A 17217-nucleotide genomic window follows, 5' to 3' on the forward strand; every position below is an offset into this window, starting at 1 on the left:
ACCGGTTTCATAACCCGGTCTTTTTAGCCACTTGTTTAACGTGGCTGCAAGCCGACCGGCCAAATCACCACGGGATAATTCTGCAATACTGCTGTTAGCTGCTTGCGTCAATTCCCCGTATTTGGTTTTGTCGGCGCAAAAGATGGATGGGGCATGATGGCTCGCGAAACTGGAATTCTGGCGGACCGCGCGATCGCAGCGCTGTTTGAAACGGGGCGTCTGAACTCCGAGCGGGAGCTGGACCGCGATCAGATCCAGCCGGCAAGCCTGGACCTGCGCTTGGGGTCCAAGGCCTTTCGCGTGCGCGCCTCCTTCATGCCCGGTCCCTCGCATCTGGTGGCCGACAAGCTCGATCGCCTCAGCTTGCACGTGATCGACCTGTCTCAAGGCGCGGTGCTCGAAACCGGCTGCGTCTACATCGTGCCGTTGATGGAAAGCTTGGCGCTGCCGGCCGAGATGTCGGCCTCGGCCAATCCGAAAAGCTCGACCGGCAGGCTCGATATTTTCACCCGCGTCATCACCGATTACGCCCAGGAATTCGACAAGATCCCACCAGGTTATTCCGGCCCGCTCTATCTCGAAATCAGCCCGCGCACCTTCCCGATCGTCGTCCGCCGCGGCTCGCGCCTGTCGCAGATCCGCTTCCGCGTCGGCCAGTCCTTGCTCGGCGAGCCGGAACTCTTGAAGTTGCATGAAAGCGAGACGCTCGTCGCCAGCAAGCAGCCGAACGTCTCGGGCGGCGGCATCGCGCTGTCGATCGATCTCAGCGGCGATAAGGACGGCCTGATCGGCTATCGCGGCAAGCACCACACCGCCGTCGTCGATGTCGACGAGAAGGATCAGCACGACATCTTCGATTTCTGGGAGCCGCTCTATAGCCGCGGCCGCAATGAGCTGATCCTCGATCCCGACGAGTTCTATATTCTCGTCTCGCGTGAAGCCGTGCATGTGCCGCCGGATTATGCCGCCGAGATGACCCCCTTCGATCCGCTGGTCGGCGAATTCCGCGTCCACTATGCAGGCTTCTTCGATCCGGGCTTCGGCCATGCGCCGGCCGGCGGGCGCGGCAGCCGCGCCGTGCTCGAAGTGCGCAGCCACGAAGTGCCCTTCATCCTCGAAGACGGTCAGATCGTCGGCCGCCTGGTCTACGAGCACATGCAGGAAAAACCCGCCAGCCTCTACGGCTCCGGCCTCGGCTCCAACTACCAGGCACAGGGCCTGAAACTCTCGAAACACTTCCGCATCTGACGGGCGGCGCTCAGCCGACTTGACAGCGGCCCCCATCTGTTGGAAATCTCAGCGCATCGCGGGTGTAGCTCAATGGTAGAGCAGCAGCTTCCCAAGCTGAATACGAGGGTTCGATTCCCTTCACCCGCTCCACTTATCCTTTCGGCGACGCCCAACTAATCCCCGAAAAACCGGATCGGCTTGTATCGCCGATGCGCGATGATCAGGCTTCGGTCGGGCTGGATGATGTAGGTTTCTTCCACCTGCTGCCCGTACTGGTCGATGAAATCATGCGGGAAGCTCGAGCCGGGTGGCGATTTGGTGAGCTTGCTGCGCGGCTGGCCGTTATAGGTGATGCTGCCCGGGATCGGCTCGAGGCCGGGGCCGCTATAGTAGGAAACGCTGTTGCACCCGGCAAGAATGAGGGTGCCGATGAGGCCGAGGAGTGCGGGTTTCATGTCCATCCCTTCCGATGCGCCGAAGCGGCGATCTTACTCCTGATTGCATCGTGCTCGCCAGATGAAACGCATCTCCACCTTCAGGCCTTCGCGAAGCATCGCCTGGAAGGCCGTGATCGCTTCAGCCTTTCCATTGCCGAAACCGGCGTCGTCTGCTAGATCGGCATCGTCGAAAAAGGCAGGATCGGTTGAGGTAAGCCCGATCCCTTCCGCCGGAGCGCCAAGCGCTCTGACGAAGCTCTGCTCCGTGCCCCAGGGCACGAGAACCCGCGACGTGATCCGCATGGAAATGCGGGATCCCGGCGGCGTGCGGAGACGGCAAAAGGCAGTCCCGGGATTATTTTGAACGGAGACTGTCAATGCGCCTGAACCATCTCGATTTTCACGTACCCGATATCGCTGAGACGGCGAATTTCTTCATCCGCCATTTCGGCCTAACGCTAAAGGATATGCGCGGCAACAATGGCCTGGCGATCCTGGAGGACGATTCCGGCCTCGAAATCGTCCTCAGCCACGCCATCGCCAAGTTCGGCACCGCCGACCAGGTGGAGATAGGCCGCCAAACCTATCATATCGGCTTCATCCTGCCTGAAAGGGCTGATGTCGATACTGTCCATGCCGGACTTGCTGCCGCCGGCGCGGCGCTCTCCGGTCCGCCAGCCGCCATGCGCGGCGGCTGGCTGTTCTACTGCACGGCGCCGGGGAATATCCTCGTCGAGGTGGGCTGGCGGCCGGATTAGAGTAGACAGGAACCCGGTAAAGGCGGCACGGGGGAACAGCCGCAGCCTCTCGATTCCCTCTTCTCCCCAGCGGGGGTCCGATGGACGGGCGAGACCCGTGGCTCGCCCAGGCTGGTGCCCGCAGGGCGGATGAGGGAGCCGGCGAAGCCGGTCTTTGTACAGGGCGCTGCGGTCGGCGTGGTGGGATAGACCTTTACGAGAGGGAAGTCTGGGTAGCCCCCTCATCCGCCTGCCGGCACCTTCTCCCCCGAGGGGAGAAGAGACTTGTGGCTGCCTCTCAGTTCCTCGCCCACCGCTCGCAAGCAAGTCCTCCTCGAGGATGAGGGGCAAATCACAGGGCGCGAACCGGACAGCCGCGCTTCAGAACTCCGTCCAATCACCATCCTGGCTTTTCGGCGCGCTGCCGCCGCCGAAGGCGTTGGCGAGGGTCTGGCCGAGGGCGCGGGCCGGTGAGGTGGTCGGGCGGGCGGTGCCCTCCCGGGCGACGCGGATTGGCGGGGCCTTGGCCACCGGGCGCGCGGGCGCGCGCGGGGCCGCGGCCGGCGGCCGGGTGGAGGCGATCGGGGCGGCGGCGGCGAAGCTGCCGGTGCCGGTCAGCCGGAACTGGCCGAGCAGATTGTTGAGCGCTGTCGCCTCCGTGGCGAGGCTGTGGCTGGCGGCGGTCGACTGCTCGACCATCGCCGCATTCTGCTGCGTGCCCTGATCCATGGTGTTGACGGCGGTGTTGATCTCCTGCAACCCGATCGACTGCTCGCGCGAGGCTTCGGCAATAGCGTGGACGTGCTGGTTGATTTCCTGCACTTCGGTGACGATCGCATCGAGCGCCTTGCCGGTCTCGCCGACCAGCGACACACCGGTCTGCACATGCGTGCCGGAATTGGTGATCAGGTCCTTGATTTCCTTGGCCGCTCTGGCCGAACGCTGGGCGAGCTCGCGCACCTCCTGCGCCACGACGGCAAAGCCCTTGCCGGCTTCGCCGGCGCGGGCTGCCTCGACGCCGGCATTCAAAGCCAGCAGATTGGTCTGGAAGGCGATGTCATCGATGACGCCGATGATGTTGCCGATCGCGACCGAGGACTGTTCGATCTGCTGCATCGCGGAGACTGCCTTGCGGACGACCTCGCCGGATTTTTCGGCGCCGAGGCGCGTGCGGGTGACGAGCTGGCTTGCCTCCTCGGCGCGTCTGGCGGCGTCGCGCACCGTCGTGGTGATTTCTTCCAGTGCCGCTGCGGTTTCTTCGACCGAGGCCGACTGCTGTTCCGTCCGCCGGGAAAGCTCGTCCGCGGAAGACCGGATCTCGTTGGCGCCGGCGCCGATTGCCCGCGCATTGGCGCCGACCGCCTGCAGGGTCTCGTTGAGCTTCTCGACCGAGTGGTTGAAATCCTGGCGCAGCGCGTCGAGATGGGCGACGAAGGGCTCGTCGATATGCGAGGCGAGATCGCCGGCGGCAAGGCGGCGCAGGCCGTCGCCGAGAGCTGTGACGGCGCGGTCGAGTTCGGACGCTTCACGCGCCTTCTGCGCCTCGCGTTCGCGGCGCTCGCCGTCGCTGACGCTGCGCTCTGCCTCCGCGCGAGCCTCGATCTGACGGCGCTCGATGGCGTTGTCGCGGAAGATCGATACGGCTTGCGCCATCTGGCCCACTTCGTCGCTGCGATCGAGACCGCCGATCTCGCTGTCGGTATCACCCTCGGCAAGCCGCGTCATGCGCAGTCGCAGCTGCGTCATCGGGCCTGAAATGCCGGACTGCGCCACAATAATGCCGACGCCGATCGCGGCGAGAACGGCAATGCCGATCAGGACGAGACAGAAGGTGATCCGGCCGTTGACGGAAGCCGAGAGCGCGTCGCCGCCGTCGTTGAGCAGCGCCATTATCGCATCATCGTTGGCAATCATCTTCGGTGCCAGCGCATCGAGCTTGGCGTTGATCAGGGCGACATTTGCCTGCGCGCCGGCGCTGTCCCTGGCTTTGCTCTGTTCGGTGATCTTGCCGGCCAGGGCTTCGATTTCATCGATGCCCGCCTGGATCTCGTCGATAGCCTGTTTGCGGCCGGGCATCAGCGCCAGCGCCGCCTTCATCCGGTCACGGGCCTGCGGCAGCTTGCTCGGTGTGGCGAGCGCCGTCTGGAAGGCCGGCGTATCGGGCTTCATCTCGGCCAGTAGGCTGACCTGCAGCACCGAGGCCACCACGGAAGCGCTGGCGCGTGCGCTCTGCATCGAGGCCAGCGCCTCATGATCGATGAGGGCACTGTAGGCGGCGTCCGCACGGCGAAACTCGGCGATGACATAGATCAGCCCGGCCATCGTGATCAGCCCCAGGAGCGCCACGACCGATATGATTTTCGTGCGGATTTTCAGATGCTTCAACATGGGAAATGTCACCCGATTGGCCGGGCGTGCCGCACCGGCGCTTCGAAATCAATTGTTACAAACAAAGCGCTGACGCGTGCATCATGCGATCGGCCGGCGGGGTCCGATGACGTCGCCATAAATAAAGGCGCTATTCTTTAATTCCGCCCTAACGCGGGTGTGGAGAACGCCCATAATTTTGAAGGAGGAGCTTGCGCCGGAAACCAGGAGAGCCCGATCCTGAGATGCTCCGCAGGGACCTCGGATGGCGAGGCGGGCGTTCCGGCGTCGGATACACGCATATTCCCCACCGGGCGTGACTCTGTTACATCTCTTCACCCCCGCAACGCTTCGCGCTGAACCCGAGACCGGATCACGATGACCGAATCCAAGCTGGCATCCCTGACGCTGACGGGGCTTTTCGCGTTCGGGCTGTTGCTCTTTTCAAGCCTTGCCTCCGCTCAGCAGGCAGCGCCCTCGCTGCCGCTGCTCTTCGATGCGCGAGAACGTTTGGCGAGACCCGATCTCTCCTCGCTGGTGCGCCTGCGCTTCCTGACGTCGGTCGATTTTCCGCCCTTCAATTTCACCGATCAGAACGGCAAGCTTTCCGGCTTCAACGTCGATCTCGCCCGCGAAATCTGCAGCGAGCTGGAAATATCCGACAAGTGCCAGATCCAGGCGATTCCTTTCGTCGACCTCAAGGATGCGCTTGCCGCCTCGCAGGGCGATGCCGTCATCGCCGGCCTTGCTGTGACCCCCGAGCTGCGCCGGCAGTTCGTCTTCTCCCGGCCTTATCTGATGCTGCCGGCGCGCTTCGTGCGCAATCTCGCAGCACCGATCGACGGCAAGACGGCCGCCGCCCTTGCCGGCCGGCCGGTCGGTGTCGTCAGGGGCACGGTGCACGAGGCGATGCTCGCCGCATTTTTCCCGGCGCTGAAGGCTGAGCCCTTCGACACCAAGGACGCTCTGCTTGCCGCGCTGAAAGAGCGCAAGGTCGACGCTGGCTTTGCCGATGCGCTGCAGCTTTCCTTCTGGGTCTCTTCGCCGGCCGCGGAGAAATGCTGCGCGCTGTTCGACGGTCCCTATCTGTCCGAACATTTCCTCGGCGAGGGCATGACGATCATGCTGCGGCAGAAGGACAGCGTGCTGACGTCAGCCATCGATCACGCGCTTGCCACGCTGTCGCGCAACGGCCGTCTGCAGGAAATCTATCTGCGCTATTTCCCCTACGGGCTTTACTGATCAGCCCTTGCGGAAACGGGCAATGGCGCTGCGCTCGATCGCCGCGCAGGTGAGCTTGTCGAGGCCGAGCCGGTCGCGCAGCAGGCTGAGCAGCCGCAATTCCTCGGCCTTGACCGAAAGGTCGGCGGAAGCCACTTCGACGGCGAGCGCATAGGCCGTGTCGTAGAGTTTTGCCGGCAGCGTGTCGCGCACGGTTTCGAGAACGACGTCGAGGCCTTCAGGCCCTGCCAGCAGCGAGGCGCAGTCGCGCGCAATCGAAATCAGCTTTTCGTCATCGAAATCCTTGAAAACCGGCAGGAATCCGATGAGTTGGCCAATTCTCGTCATCTCCCGGTCGTTCATCGTGCTGTCGACGGCGGATGCCATCACCATCACGTAGATGAGGGCATCATGGGCGGAAAGCGGCTTGTTCATCTCTGATTCCTTTTTCGGTGAGCGGAGATTAGGAATTGGCGGCGGCCTTTACAAGGGATCGGCAGCGTGGCGCAGCCGCGGACATTCGTCATTTGCGACGCGGGTCGCCGCCGTAAATGCCTTTCTGCGCTTGCTTCGCCTTCTCGGCGACGACGCCAAGCGGCGAGCCGGCCTCGGCTTCGGCCCAGCCGTTTTCGGCGAGCCAGGTGCCGAGATCCTGCGTGCCGAGCCGGCAGGCGGCGGTCGCCGTCCCCTTCCATTCCGCCATGCCGAGGTCGCAGGTGAGGCTGCGGTTGCGCAAGAGCTGGCGCAGTGCCGTCTTCGCCAGCATGCCGCAGGGCCATTGCCGGCCTGCCGGCCCGCATATCCTGTCGGTCGGTGTCGGGACGATGCCGGCAAGCTGAAGCCTGCGCTCGCCAAAGGAAAGCACGCCGGCATTTTCGGCCACCGGCCGCGTCAGCTCGATCGGCTTCTTCGCGGCCGGCCCTGCGGCTTGCCCGCCGGGCGTATCCGGTGGGGGCGGCGGGTCGGCTGGCGTGGCCGTCATGCGTTCGGTCGAGGCGGGGGAGGGAGCGGCCGGTTGCGCCGCACGTGCAATGATTTCGGCATCTGCGTCCGAGATCGGCGCCAACCGGCCTCCCGTCTCGGAAGTGATTTCGGCCGCCGGGCCCATTTCTGGCGCCTCTGCGGCGGTCGTATCCTCACCGCCCGTTCCGCCGCGTAGCCTTGCTTCTGCGGCCATCAGCAGGCTGGCCACGACCGCCATTCCTGCGAGACCAGTGAAGACGGCGGCAGGGCGCATGGAATATTTTCCTATTGGCTGGCCCAGATGATACGGGCTATCCACTCGACGTCGGATAGATCGAGCGTGCGGTTTGGATGTTCGGGATTGAGCGACATCAGCTCGATCGACCGTGAGCTCTGGCGCAGAAGCACCTTGGCCATCACCTCACCGTCGCGGGTGCGCACGACGACGCGGTCATTGCGGCGCACTTGCGCGCCGGGCTCGACGATCAGCACGTCGCCGTCGCGGTAGAGCGGCATCATGCTCTCGCCCTGCACTTCCAGTGCGTAGACGACCGATTTCTGCGACGGCGCAGCCGGAAACTCGACCACGTCCCAGCCTTGCCCGGCGGGAAAGCCGCCATCGTCGAAGAAGCCGCCCGCACCAGCCTGCGCAAAGCCGAGCAGCGGAATGGCGCCGCCGTGCGGCGGCTTGGCGCGCTCGCCCGGCAATCCAGCGGAAGAATTAGCGCTCGGCCGCATGAAAGCGAGAAACTGCTCCATGTTCGCCCCTGTCGCATCGAGCACCTTGGCGATCGATTCGGTCGAGGGCCAGCGCAGACGTCCGTCGGCCGAAAGTCGTTTCGACTTGTTGAAAGAGGTCGGATCGAGTCCGGCGCGGCGCGCAAGACCGGATGGCGTCAGGTCGTGCCGCTCGGCAAGCCTGTCGATCGCCTCCCAGATCTGCTCGTGTGACAGCATATGCGCCCGATTCCGTGCAGCCTATCCGAGGCCGCGCTCCAGCCGGCCGAAAGTGTAACCGACCGTGCGGCGCGCGTAAAGGTAAGGGAGGAATAAAATCCTTTTATCGGCGGTTTCGGCCGCCCTCAGGCGACCATCGCCATGTTGATCTTGCCAAGCTGGATGACGGCCTGCGTGCGGCTGTCGACATCGAGTTTCAAGAGGATCGCCGAGACATGCGCCTTGATCGTCGCCTCGGAGACGCCAAGTTCATAGGCGATCTGCTTGTTCAGCAGCCCTTCGGCGAGCATGGTCAGCACCCGGCTCTGCTGCGGCGTCAGCGTGTGCAGACGGTGGATCAGGTCGGCAACGTCGGGGTCCTGCTCCTGGCCGTCGCGATAGCTTTCCGGTGTGGCGATATCGCCGGCGAGCACCGTCTGGATGCTGCGGCGAATATCATCGATGCCGGAGGATTTCGAGATGAAGCCGGACGCGCCGAGTTCCAGTGCCCGGCGGATCGTCGTTGCGTCGTCGCTTGCCGAGACGATGATGATCGGCAGGCTGGCGAATTCGGCGCGCAGCGCCATCAGCCCGGAAAAGCCGCTGACACCGGGCATGGCGAGGTCGAGCAGCATCAGGTCGGCATCCGGATGGGCGCCGGCTGCAGTCCGCGCGGCAGCGAAGTCGCCGGCTTCGACGATCGACTGGCGACCTTCCATGCCGATGACGGCCTGGCGCAACGCATCGCGGAAAAGCGGATGGTCGTCGGCAATGATAATGGTTTGTTCCTGCATCGAAAACTCCCTCCCAAGAGCCCGATCATGCGCATGCGGCGCCGTCCCCACTGCGCTCCATGCCTGCCTGCTGATATGACTATATCAGATCAGGTCTTCTGCGGAAGGGGATTGGCCTTTTCCTCGGCCTGGAACTCCTTCACCATCCCCATGAAACTCTTCATCATCTTTTCCATGATGCTGATCGAGCGGTCGATCTCGGCGTCGCTCGGCAGCGCCCGCTGGACGAGGCCTTCCTGTTCCAGCTTGGTCACCCGCTCCGCAAGCCGGTCGAGTTCGTCCTCATAGGCCGCCCGCTCGTCGGCGGCCATGCGGCAGACGAGAGCGCCGTCCTTGTCCTGGCAGATCGACATGGCGCCGGTCTGGCGGTCGAGCCGGACGAAATGATCGCCGCTCCGTTCCAGCTGAAAGCGGCCCGCATCGGCCTCGGCCGCGACAGCTGCCAGCGGCAGGAGAACAGCGCCAAGTGTGAGAACCAAAATCTTCATCGTCTCATCCTCCGGATTTTGCCTGGGCGGGTCCTGTTTTTGACCGCCGGGGCGTGGACATTGCCGCCTCTTTCCGGCAAAGCGCTGGTGATCGAGGACCAGCAATCGCGAGGCCATGATGACCCTGACACCGACCCTTTACAAGATCGTGACGGAAACGCTCTGGCAGCAAGCCCGACAAAGCGGTGTTTTTCATGGCGCCGGCATCGATCTCAAGGACGGCTTCATCCATTTTTCGACGGCTGACCAGGTCAAGCAGACCGCCGCCCTGCATTTTGCCGGCCAGCCCGGCCTGATGCTGGTTGCCGTTGATGGCGGCGGCTTCGGTGACAAGCTGATCTTCGAACCCTCGCGCGGCGGCGATCTCTTCCCGCATCTCTACGCCGACCTGCCGCTTGCGGCCGTGCTCTGGGAGGTGCGGCTGCCGCTCGACGAGACCGGCGCCCACATTTTCCCGGAGTTGCAGCCATGATCGATCCCTTCAAGCGTCTCGCCCGCAAGGGCCTCTTCCTGTTCGATCCGGAAACGGCGCACGGCATGTCGATCGCGGCGCTGAAATCCGGCCTGGTGCCCGCCTGCCAGATCACTCCCGATCCGCGCCTTCGCCAGACCGTCGCCGGCCTTACCTTCGAAAATCCGCTCGGCATGGCGGCAGGCTACGACAAGAATGCCGAGGTGCCGGAGGCGCTGCTGAGGCTCGGCTTCGGCTTTACCGAGATCGGCACGGTGACGCCGAAGCCGCAATCCGGCAATCCGCGTCCGCGCATCTTCCGCCTGGTCGAGGATGAAGCCGTCATCAATCGCCTCGGTTTCAACAATGAAGGCCATGAGGCTGCTTTCGAGCGGCTCTCGGTGCTGACGGGCAAAGGCATTGTCGGCGTCAATATCGGCGCCAACAAGGACAGCGAGGACCGCATCGCGGATTATGTCGCCGGCATCCGCCGTTTCTATTCGGTCGCGCGCTATTTCACCGCCAACATCTCCTCACCGAATACGCCCGGCCTGCGAGACCTGCAGGCGCGCGAAAGCCTTGCGGCGCTGCTGTCGGCCGTGCTGGCGGCGCGCGATGAACTGGCGGAGAGATCCGGCCGGAAGATCCCGGTCTTTCTGAAGATCGCCCCCGATCTGACCGAGGAGGGCATGGACGATATCGCCGCCGAGGCGCTCGCGCATCCGCTGGATGGGCTGATCGTCTCCAACACCACGCTGTCGCGCGAGGGCCTGAAAGATCAGCGCCAGGCGAAGGAGACGGGCGGTCTCTCCGGCGTGCCGCTGTTCGAAAAGTCGACCGCCGTGCTTGCCAGGATGCGCAAGCGCGTCGGCGCCGCGCTGCCGATCATCGGCGTCGGCGGCGTCTCCTCGGCGGAAACGGCGCTGGAAAAGATCAGGGCGGGTGCCGATCTCGTCCAGCTCTATTCCTGCATGGTCTATGAAGGCCCCGGCCTGCCCGGCAATATCGTTCGCGGTCTCTCCGAGCTGCTCGACCGGGAAAAGGCTGGCTCGATCCGCGAGCTGCGCGACAGCAGGGTCGATTACTGGGCGGCGCGGAAGGTCTGATCGGCCCGCGGCCTGACCAGCATCGCCAGGAAAAAGCCGCGGAACAGCAGGAAGGCGTTCATCGCCAGCCACAGGCCGTGATTGCCGAAGAGCGGCACGAAGACGGCTAGCATGGCGAGGTAGCCGGCAAAAGACATCAGCATCCGGTTGCGCATGTCGGCCGACCACGTCGCGCCGATGAAGACCCCGTCCATCAGGAAGGCGAGCGCGCCGGTGAGCCCCGTTACCGCCGCCCAGGGCAGATAGGTCGCTGCCGCCTGCCGCACCTCGGGCGAGGTCGTCAGCACCGAGATCAGCCAGGGACCGGCGAGCAGGAAGAAAGTGGAAACGAGCGCCGCCAATCCGAAGGACCAGAAGGTTGTCAGCTTCAGCCCGCGGTCGAAGGCCGGCCGATAGCGCGCGCCGACGGCCCGGCCGGTGATCTGCTCGGCGGCGTTGGCAAGCCCGTCGAGATAATAGCCTGACAGCAGGAAGAAATTCATCAGCACGGCATTGGCGGCAAGCGTCACCGCGCCGAAGCCGGTGCCGATCCGCGTCATGATCGCGAAGGCGCCGATCAGCACGAAGGTGCGGATCAGGATATCGCGGTTGAGGGCGAAAAGCTCCGCCAGGCAATGCCGGGAAAAGATCTCCGACCACGCCGGCCGCTCCGCCCTGGCAAAGCCGCTGAGCACGATAAAAAGCCCGGCGAGCGCGCCGGCCGTCTCACCGGCCATGGTTGCCCAGGCGACACCCGCCACGCCCCAGCCGAGCGACAGGCCGAGATAGATGGAAAGCAGGATATTGATGCCGTTGATCAGCGCCTGCAGCAGCAGTCCGACGCTGCCCTGTCCGCGCCCGAGCACGAAGCCGAGAATGGCGTAATTGGCGAGTGCTGCCGGCGCCGCCAGCATGCGGATGGAGAAATAGTTGCCCGTCGCCTCGGCGATCGCGCCTTCCGCGCCCATCAGCCGCAGACCCGCCGCCTTGAGCAATGGCGAAAGACAGAGCAGTGCCAGCCCGCAGCCGAGCGCCGAGATCAATGCCCGCCAGAAGACCGCCTGCTGTTCGTGCTGGTCCCGCCGGCCATACGCCTGCGCCGTCAGTCCTGTCGTCGATGCCCGCAGGAAATTGAAACTGCCCAGGATGAGATCGAAGAGCATTGCACCGATCGCGAGCCCCGCCAGCGCTTCCGGGTCACCCATATGACCGGCGACGGCGGTGCTCGTCAGCCCGAGCAGCGGCGTCGTCAGGAAGCCGAGCGTCATCGGAATGGCGATCGACAGCACCAGCCGATGCGTCACGTCGAAAGCGAAGGCGTCGTTGCTGCGCGTATCCATGACCAGCCTCATATCGAGGCGGAATCGCCTCGACTGGATAGCACCATGGCCCAATAGGGCAGGTTCCTGGAAGATGAATTGTGAGCGACGGCGACGCCGAGGCCGTCATAGCGCCCCAGCATGTTTTCCAGATGATGCGGCGAGTTGATCCAGGCCGTCACCACTTCATCGACGCTCCGCTGCCCGGAGGCGATGTTTTCTGCCGCCGGCAGCCGCACGCCGCTCGCCTTGACGCGGGCGCCGAAACTGTCGGTCATCCCCATGAGATGCGCCATCTTGCCGGCGCTCGCCATGCGTTTCGCCTGGAAGAGGGCGGCAGTGCTTGCCGCCGGATCGGCGGACAGCGGCGGCAGGCCGTTCTTGGCCCGCAGCTGGTTGACGAGCGGCAATACGCTCGCCGTCTCGTCCTCGCCATTGGAAGGGGGGCCGGCAAGGCGCGGCGTGGTGGTGCAGCCGGCGATGCCGGCGGCGAACGCCAGTCCGGAAAGACGCAGCAGGCCGCGGCGGGAAAGATCGATGGAGGTCATGTTACCGGTGATAGCTGAAAAGGCGAAGGATGAGGAAGAGCGGAATGACGATCGTCGCCCCGAGCAGGAGATAGTCGCCGACGCGCCCGAGCGCTGAAAAACCGCGGTGCCAGATTTCCAGGATGAAGTCGCGGAACCCATAGATGATATTCCACGGCGTCAGGCCGAAGACGGTCATGACGAAACCGACGATCAGCGACACGACGATGAGTTTTATCAATGTGCGGCCGAGCGAATCGCCGAGGAACCTGTTCACCTGATCGGACATGCGCCATCTCCTGTTTGCCCTTGGAATAAGGTCGCGGCGCGCCGCCCGCAAGCCCTTTCCGGGATTGGCCGCTTCGCCTGTGAAATAGGACTTGAGTTTTTTTGTGGCCGCCGCCAGATGCGGGCAGACGTATGTCGCGCAACCTGTGCAGCCGATTGCGCTAACGACATGCTTAAGCGCCAACAGGTCTATTCATGCAGCCCCACCAGCTTTCCTCCGGCGATGTCATCGCCGACCGCCGCGCCGATTATGCCAGGATGCTCGAAGAGGGCGGCGAGCCTGAGGCGGCCGCCGAGCTGATGGAGCAGGCGCTCGAACTCGCACCGGCCTGGGCTGCCGGCTGGTATCGCCTCGCCACCTATCGCGAAAAGGCGGGCAGGGCGGAAGCCGCGACCGAAGCCTATCGCAGCACGCTTGCGCTCGATCCCGAAGATATTTTCGGTTCGGCCCTCAAGCTCGCCCTACTTGGCGACGGCGCCACACCCGACCGGCCGCCGAGCCGCTATATCGAGCGCCTGTTCGACGACTATGCCGACCGTTTCGAGACCTCGCTCGTCGAAAAACTCGATTACGCTGTCCCGCAGAAGCTCGCAGCCCTCGTTTCTGCCACCGGCAGGCATTATGCATGCGCCGTCGATCTCGGCTGCGGCACCGGCCTGCTCGGCCCCGAAATCCATGGCCGCGTCGACCGCCTGGAAGGTTTCGATCTCTCGCAGAACATGCTGGCCAAGGCGGCCGAGAAAGCGATCTACGACCACCTCGCCCAAGCCGACCTGTCGCTTGCGCCCGATCTTTCCGGCCTCTTTGCCGATGGGCCACACGGCCGCGCCGACCTGGTGACGGCAGCCGACGTGCTGATGTATCTGGGCAATCTCGAAAGCGTCTTTGCCATCATCGAAGATCTCGCCGCATCAGGCGCCGATCTCGCCTTTTCCGTCGAGGATGCGGGGGAGGGCGAGAGCTTCCATCTCGCGCCGTCGTTGCGTTATGCCCATTCGGAAGCCTATGTGAGGATGCTGCTTGCCCGTCACGGCTTCGAAATCCTCGAAATCGTCAAGACCGTCATTCGCAAAGATGGCGGCAAACCGGTGGCCGGCATTCTGTTCCTTACGCGCAAGCCGGCCTGAGCGAATGTTTCTTGCGATTTTCAAATAGGACAGCATTGCTTACCTATTTCGCTTGATCGGACGCCGGAAAGCCTGATATTGCAGGGATATCCGAGAGAGCGGGGCGATAAGACGCCGAGCGCTCCGGCTCATTTCACATTCAAAAATCCACCGCGTCCGGATGTCTCCGGATGTGCTCACGAACACGTCTGCTGTTGGAGACTGGCGACATGACACAGCTCATCAATGCCCTCGGCGTCTGGAATACGAGCGCGACGCGTCACTCTCCCATCGAAGACGTGCAGGGCATATTCTCCGGTAGTCTCGTCGCAGCACTTGGCCTTTACGTGCTGGCCAGCGCTGGCCTTCTCACCGGAAGCACGGCCGGCGTCGCCTTCCTTCTGCATTACGCTTTCGGCGTCAATTTCGGCCTTGCTTTCTTCCTGCTCAACCTGCCGTTCTTCTATCTCTCATGGAAGCGTCTCGGCATGGCCTTCACGCTGAAGACCTTCATCGCCATCGGCCTGACCTCGGTGATGTCAGATATGCAATCGCGTCTCTTTTCCATTTCGAGCATCCATCCGGCCTGGGCGGCCCTTCTCGGCGGCCTGCTGCTCGGCTTCGGCGCGCTTGCGCTTTATCGCCACCGTGCCAGCCTCGGCGGCGTGGGCATTCTCGGCGTCTACCTGCAGGAGCGCTTCGGCATCCGCGCCGGCCTCGTCCAGCTTGGCATCGACTTGTGCGTGCTGGCCGCCGCCTTTTTCGTCACCACGCCGCCGGTGGTCTTCTATTCGGTCCTCGGCGCCCTCGTCCTCAACCTCTTCGTCGCCATCAACCACCGCGCCGACCGCTACATCGCCCTCTGACATTACAAATCCGTAACCCATTCTGAACAAAAGGTAACTTGCCTCCAACCGGTCCCGGCGCGACATTTCTCCCCGCGCCGGATTTGATGAGGTGAGTTATGTCAGATTTGGAAAAACTTGTGAGACGCCGCATGCAGGAAGAATACGCCAAGGGCGCTTCCGCAGAGGAAATCGCGAAGGTCGTCCGCGATCTGCTCAACAGCATCGACCTCTCGGGCGATGGGTTTGACGCCGTCGCCGCACGGGCCACGACTAATCGCGAGTAACGGATATTCAACCGGCCCGAGACTTTCGGGTCGGTTGTCAGGATGCCGTCATAAGGGCGCCCCGTAAGGCAGATGATTGAGTTGAGAAGCCCACGTCAAAATCGCAGCCGCGCCCCGGTTCCTCGCTGTTCTTGCTCCAGAAATCACCCCACACTCCGTCATCCTCGGGCTTGACCCGAGGATCCATGCCGCCCCACACCATCGGGGCCATGGATCCCAGGCTCAAGGCCTGGGATGACGGAGAGTGGGGGGCTGTTTTGCCAAACTCGCCGTTGATGCAGCGAATGAGACGTCGCACTTCCTGGTTCAACGGGTTGAGGCACCGGTCTCAACTCTTGGTACTGGCCTCAAGCCGCCTTTGTCACCGCATCGAGCGGATGCTGCGAGCGGAAGCCGACCGCCAGCCGGTTCCAGATATTTATCGCACCGATCGCCACCGTGATCTTCGTCATTTCCTCTTCGGAGAAATGCGCCTTCAGCGCTTCGTAGTCGGCATCCGGCGCGCCTGTTTTGGCGATGTTGGTGACGGCGTCGACCCAGCCGAGCAGGGCGCGTTCGCGGGCGTCATAGACTGGCGATTCCCGCCAGACGCACATCAGGTTGATCCATTGTTCGCTAAGCCCGTCGTGGCGGGCCTCCTTCACATGCATGTCGACGCAGTAAGCGCAGCCGTTGATCTGCGAGGCGCGCAGTTTGATCAGGTGAATGAAGCGGCGTTCCAGTCCGGAGGACTGGACATATTGCTCGAGCGCGGCGACGGCCTTGTAGGCATCGGGGGCGGCTTTGGCGAAGTTGAAACGCGGTTGCATGTCTTTCTCCTTTGATAGGGCTCAACGAGCCGTCTTGCGTTCATGGATTTCGAGGAACGCGCAGCCTCTAGCCGCGATCGATCCGTCGTCGAGGGCATTCAGTTCGATGCCGAGATCGGCAATGCTGGTCTTGGCGAGCTCGGCCCGATAAACCCGTTCGGCTCGGAGCATCGCCGCGCTGATGTTGCAGGGCTTGGCGAAGAAGCGGTCGGAGACCGGGTTCGGGCCGCGCTGGCGGATTTCGGCGCAACGGAAAGCCGGCGCCGGCCCCTCGATGGCGAGCAGGATGTCAAGCAGCGAAATCTCTTCCGGCGGCTTCGCCAGTCTATATCCGCCCCGCGGGCCCGGCACGGTATCGAGGATGCCGGCGCCCGACAGAGCCTGCAGATGTTTCAACAGATAGCTCGTCGACACACAGTGGAATTCCGCCAGTGCCGCGGCCGAAAGCACGCCGCCTTCGGAGAGGCCGGAAAGCATCGCAACGCTGTGAATGGCCTGTTCGACGCCATCGCTCATCTTCATGCCGGCACTCCCTTAAATCATGGATAAAAAATATCCACGATTGTCGCCTCTGTCAAGAGCTGCCCTTGCTGCTTGTCCCTTGCCTTTATTGTGCCGGTGGATAGAAACGGGAAAAGCCGACAGGGGAACATCATGGCATCCAACGCCTTCGCGGGCCTTCTGAATTCCAGCGCCGACCGCCACTCGCTGTTCGACGACGCGCAGGGCATCGTCGCCGGCAGCATGCTCGCCGTGCTCGGCGTCACGCTGCTCTCCGGCGCCGGACTGCTCGCCGGCGGCACCGCGGGCCTCGCCTTCCTCGCCCATTATGCGACCGGAATAAGCTTCGGCCTCTGCTTCTTTGCGGTGAACCTGCCCTTCTATTATCTTGCCTTCCGCCGCATGGGTCCTGCCTTCACCATCAAGACGTTTGTTGCGATCGGCCTGACCTCGATCCTGTCCGAATTCGCGCCCGCCTTCATCGGCGTGACACATGTTCATCCGGTCGCCGGGGCGCTCTTCGGAGGCCTCGTCATCGCTGCCGGCATGCTGGCGCTCTTCCGCCACCGCGCCAGCCTCGGTGGCATCGGCATCCTCGCCCTCTATATCCAGGATCGTCTCGGCTGGCGCGCCGGTCTCTTCCAGCTCGGCTTCGACTGTCTCATCCTGGCGCTCTCCTTCCTCGTCGCCAGCCCCTTCATCATCGCCTGTTCGGTGCTCGGCGCGGTCGTGCTCAATCTCACTCTCGCCGTCAATCATCGCAAGGACCGCTATATCGCGATGTGAGCGATCGGCCGCCCTTCTTTTTCGCCCGTTTTTCACTAC

The 17217-nt window shown here is 63.5% G+C and carries 22 protein-coding genes, 1 tRNA gene and 1 riboswitch; of the genes, 10 read left to right on the forward strand and 13 right to left on the reverse strand.

Annotated features, from left to right (window positions below; genetic code table 11):
• Positions 1-2: 2 nt before the first annotated feature.
• Positions 3-81, reverse strand: a riboswitch (SAM riboswitch).
• A gap of 72 nt (positions 82-153) precedes the next feature.
• Both GGI60_RS07030 and GGI60_RS07035 read left to right on the forward strand, forming a co-directional pair.
• Complete coding sequence (locus GGI60_RS07030) at positions 154-1248, forward strand: 2'-deoxycytidine 5'-triphosphate deaminase (RefSeq protein WP_183914341.1); 1095 nt, start codon at positions 154-156, stop codon at positions 1246-1248.
• Between the two features lie 58 nt (positions 1249-1306).
• Positions 1307-1380, forward strand: a tRNA-Gly gene (locus GGI60_RS07035).
• A gap of 23 nt (positions 1381-1403) precedes the next feature.
• Here the strand turns inward: GGI60_RS07035 and GGI60_RS07040 are convergent.
• Entirely contained in the window at positions 1404-1685 is a 282-nt protein-coding gene (locus GGI60_RS07040; RefSeq protein ID WP_168295188.1) for a hypothetical protein, read from the reverse strand.
• Positions 1686-1718: 33 nt separating this feature from the next.
• A complete protein-coding gene (locus GGI60_RS07045; protein WP_183914701.1) occupies positions 1719-1970 on the reverse strand; it encodes a hypothetical protein in 252 nt (83 codons plus the stop codon).
• A gap of 74 nt (positions 1971-2044) precedes the next feature.
• On the opposite strand from GGI60_RS07045, the gene GGI60_RS07050 reads away from it, so the two are divergent.
• A complete protein-coding gene (locus tag GGI60_RS07050) occupies positions 2045-2425 on the forward strand; it encodes a VOC family protein (RefSeq protein ID WP_183914343.1) in 381 nt (126 codons plus the stop codon).
• 360 nt (positions 2426-2785) lie between these two features.
• Here GGI60_RS07050 and GGI60_RS07055 read toward each other — a convergent pair whose 3' ends face one another.
• A complete protein-coding gene (locus tag GGI60_RS07055) occupies positions 2786-4792 on the reverse strand; it encodes a methyl-accepting chemotaxis protein (RefSeq protein ID WP_183914345.1) in 2007 nt (668 codons plus the stop codon).
• A 357-nt stretch (positions 4793-5149) separates the two neighbouring features.
• Between GGI60_RS07055 and GGI60_RS07060 the strand changes: the two genes are divergently transcribed.
• The gene (locus tag GGI60_RS07060) at positions 5150-6013 is read left to right on the forward strand and encodes a transporter substrate-binding domain-containing protein (protein ID WP_183914347.1); all 864 of its coding nucleotides are present in this window, start codon (positions 5150-5152) and stop codon (positions 6011-6013) included.
• Here GGI60_RS07060 and GGI60_RS07065 read toward each other — a convergent pair whose 3' ends face one another.
• The 5 genes from GGI60_RS07065 to GGI60_RS07085 all read right to left on the reverse strand — a co-directional run bounded on the left by GGI60_RS07065 (position 6014) and on the right by GGI60_RS07085 (position 9173).
• Entirely contained in the window at positions 6014-6427 is a 414-nt protein-coding gene (locus tag GGI60_RS07065; protein WP_183914349.1) for a tellurite resistance TerB family protein, read from the reverse strand. It lies immediately after the preceding gene.
• Positions 6428-6515: 88 nt separating this feature from the next.
• On the reverse strand, positions 6516-7229 hold the full coding sequence (locus GGI60_RS07070) for a thermonuclease family protein (protein ID WP_183914350.1): 714 nt from the start codon (positions 7227-7229) through the stop codon (positions 6516-6518).
• 11 nt (positions 7230-7240) lie between these two features.
• Positions 7241-7912 (reverse strand): helix-turn-helix transcriptional regulator, encoded by a 672-nt coding sequence (locus GGI60_RS07075; RefSeq protein ID WP_183914351.1) that lies wholly within the window; start codon positions 7910-7912, stop codon positions 7241-7243.
• A gap of 125 nt (positions 7913-8037) precedes the next feature.
• Positions 8038-8685, reverse strand: coding sequence for a response regulator transcription factor (locus GGI60_RS07080; RefSeq protein ID WP_183914352.1), 648 nt, complete (start codon positions 8683-8685; stop codon positions 8038-8040).
• Between the two features lie 89 nt (positions 8686-8774).
• The gene (locus GGI60_RS07085) at positions 8775-9173 is read right to left on the reverse strand and encodes a hypothetical protein (RefSeq protein ID WP_183914353.1); all 399 of its coding nucleotides are present in this window, start codon (positions 9171-9173) and stop codon (positions 8775-8777) included.
• A gap of 118 nt (positions 9174-9291) precedes the next feature.
• On the opposite strand from GGI60_RS07085, the gene GGI60_RS07090 reads away from it, so the two are divergent.
• A complete protein-coding gene (locus GGI60_RS07090; RefSeq protein ID WP_183914354.1) occupies positions 9292-9645 on the forward strand; it encodes a DUF952 domain-containing protein in 354 nt (117 codons plus the stop codon).
• Positions 9642-10730 (forward strand): quinone-dependent dihydroorotate dehydrogenase, encoded by a 1089-nt coding sequence (locus GGI60_RS07095; protein WP_183914355.1) that lies wholly within the window; start codon positions 9642-9644, stop codon positions 10728-10730. Before GGI60_RS07090 ends, GGI60_RS07095 begins: the two co-directional genes overlap by 4 nt.
• Here the strand turns inward: GGI60_RS07095 and GGI60_RS07100 are convergent.
• From GGI60_RS07100 to GGI60_RS07110, 3 genes are read right to left on the reverse strand one after another with little or no spacing between them, the layout of a single operon-like run.
• Entirely contained in the window at positions 10706-12049 is a 1344-nt protein-coding gene (locus tag GGI60_RS07100) for an MATE family efflux transporter (RefSeq protein WP_183914357.1), read from the reverse strand. The genes GGI60_RS07095 and GGI60_RS07100 overlap by 25 nt on opposite strands.
• Positions 12050-12057: 8 nt before the next feature.
• On the reverse strand, positions 12058-12576 hold the full coding sequence (locus tag GGI60_RS07105) for a CAP domain-containing protein (protein WP_183914359.1): 519 nt from the start codon (positions 12574-12576) through the stop codon (positions 12058-12060).
• A gap of 1 nt (position 12577) precedes the next feature.
• Entirely contained in the window at positions 12578-12844 is a 267-nt protein-coding gene (locus GGI60_RS07110; protein ID WP_004675818.1) for a DUF6460 domain-containing protein, read from the reverse strand.
• A 194-nt stretch (positions 12845-13038) separates the two neighbouring features.
• Between GGI60_RS07110 and GGI60_RS07115 the strand changes: the two genes are divergently transcribed.
• From GGI60_RS07115 to GGI60_RS32440, 3 genes are all read left to right on the forward strand, one after another.
• Positions 13039-13971, forward strand: a complete 933-nt coding sequence (locus tag GGI60_RS07115; protein ID WP_183914361.1) for a class I SAM-dependent methyltransferase — start codon at positions 13039-13041, stop codon at positions 13969-13971.
• Between the two features lie 209 nt (positions 13972-14180).
• A complete protein-coding gene (locus GGI60_RS07120; protein WP_183914363.1) occupies positions 14181-14816 on the forward strand; it encodes a YitT family protein in 636 nt (211 codons plus the stop codon).
• A 131-nt stretch (positions 14817-14947) separates the two neighbouring features.
• Positions 14948-15082 (forward strand): hypothetical protein, encoded by a 135-nt coding sequence (locus tag GGI60_RS32440; RefSeq protein WP_281414012.1) that lies wholly within the window; start codon positions 14948-14950, stop codon positions 15080-15082.
• 347 nt (positions 15083-15429) lie between these two features.
• On the opposite strand, the gene GGI60_RS07125 is transcribed toward GGI60_RS32440, so the two are convergent.
• Together GGI60_RS07125 and GGI60_RS07130 are read right to left on the reverse strand one after the other, a co-directional pair.
• A complete protein-coding gene (locus GGI60_RS07125) occupies positions 15430-15891 on the reverse strand; it encodes a carboxymuconolactone decarboxylase family protein (RefSeq protein ID WP_183914365.1) in 462 nt (153 codons plus the stop codon).
• A 21-nt stretch (positions 15892-15912) separates the two neighbouring features.
• Positions 15913-16413 (reverse strand): Rrf2 family transcriptional regulator, encoded by a 501-nt coding sequence (locus GGI60_RS07130; protein WP_183914367.1) that lies wholly within the window; start codon positions 16411-16413, stop codon positions 15913-15915.
• A 132-nt stretch (positions 16414-16545) separates the two neighbouring features.
• Here GGI60_RS07130 and GGI60_RS07135 point away from each other — a divergent pair, with 132 nt between their 5' ends.
• Positions 16546-17178, forward strand: coding sequence for a YitT family protein (locus tag GGI60_RS07135; RefSeq protein WP_183914369.1), 633 nt, complete (start codon positions 16546-16548; stop codon positions 17176-17178).
• Positions 17179-17217 lie beyond the last annotated feature (39 nt).

The sequence above is a fragment of the Rhizobium lentis genome (genome assembly GCF_014200175.1).
In the GTDB taxonomy this organism is placed as follows: Bacteria; Pseudomonadota; Alphaproteobacteria; order Rhizobiales; family Rhizobiaceae; genus Rhizobium; species Rhizobium mulingense.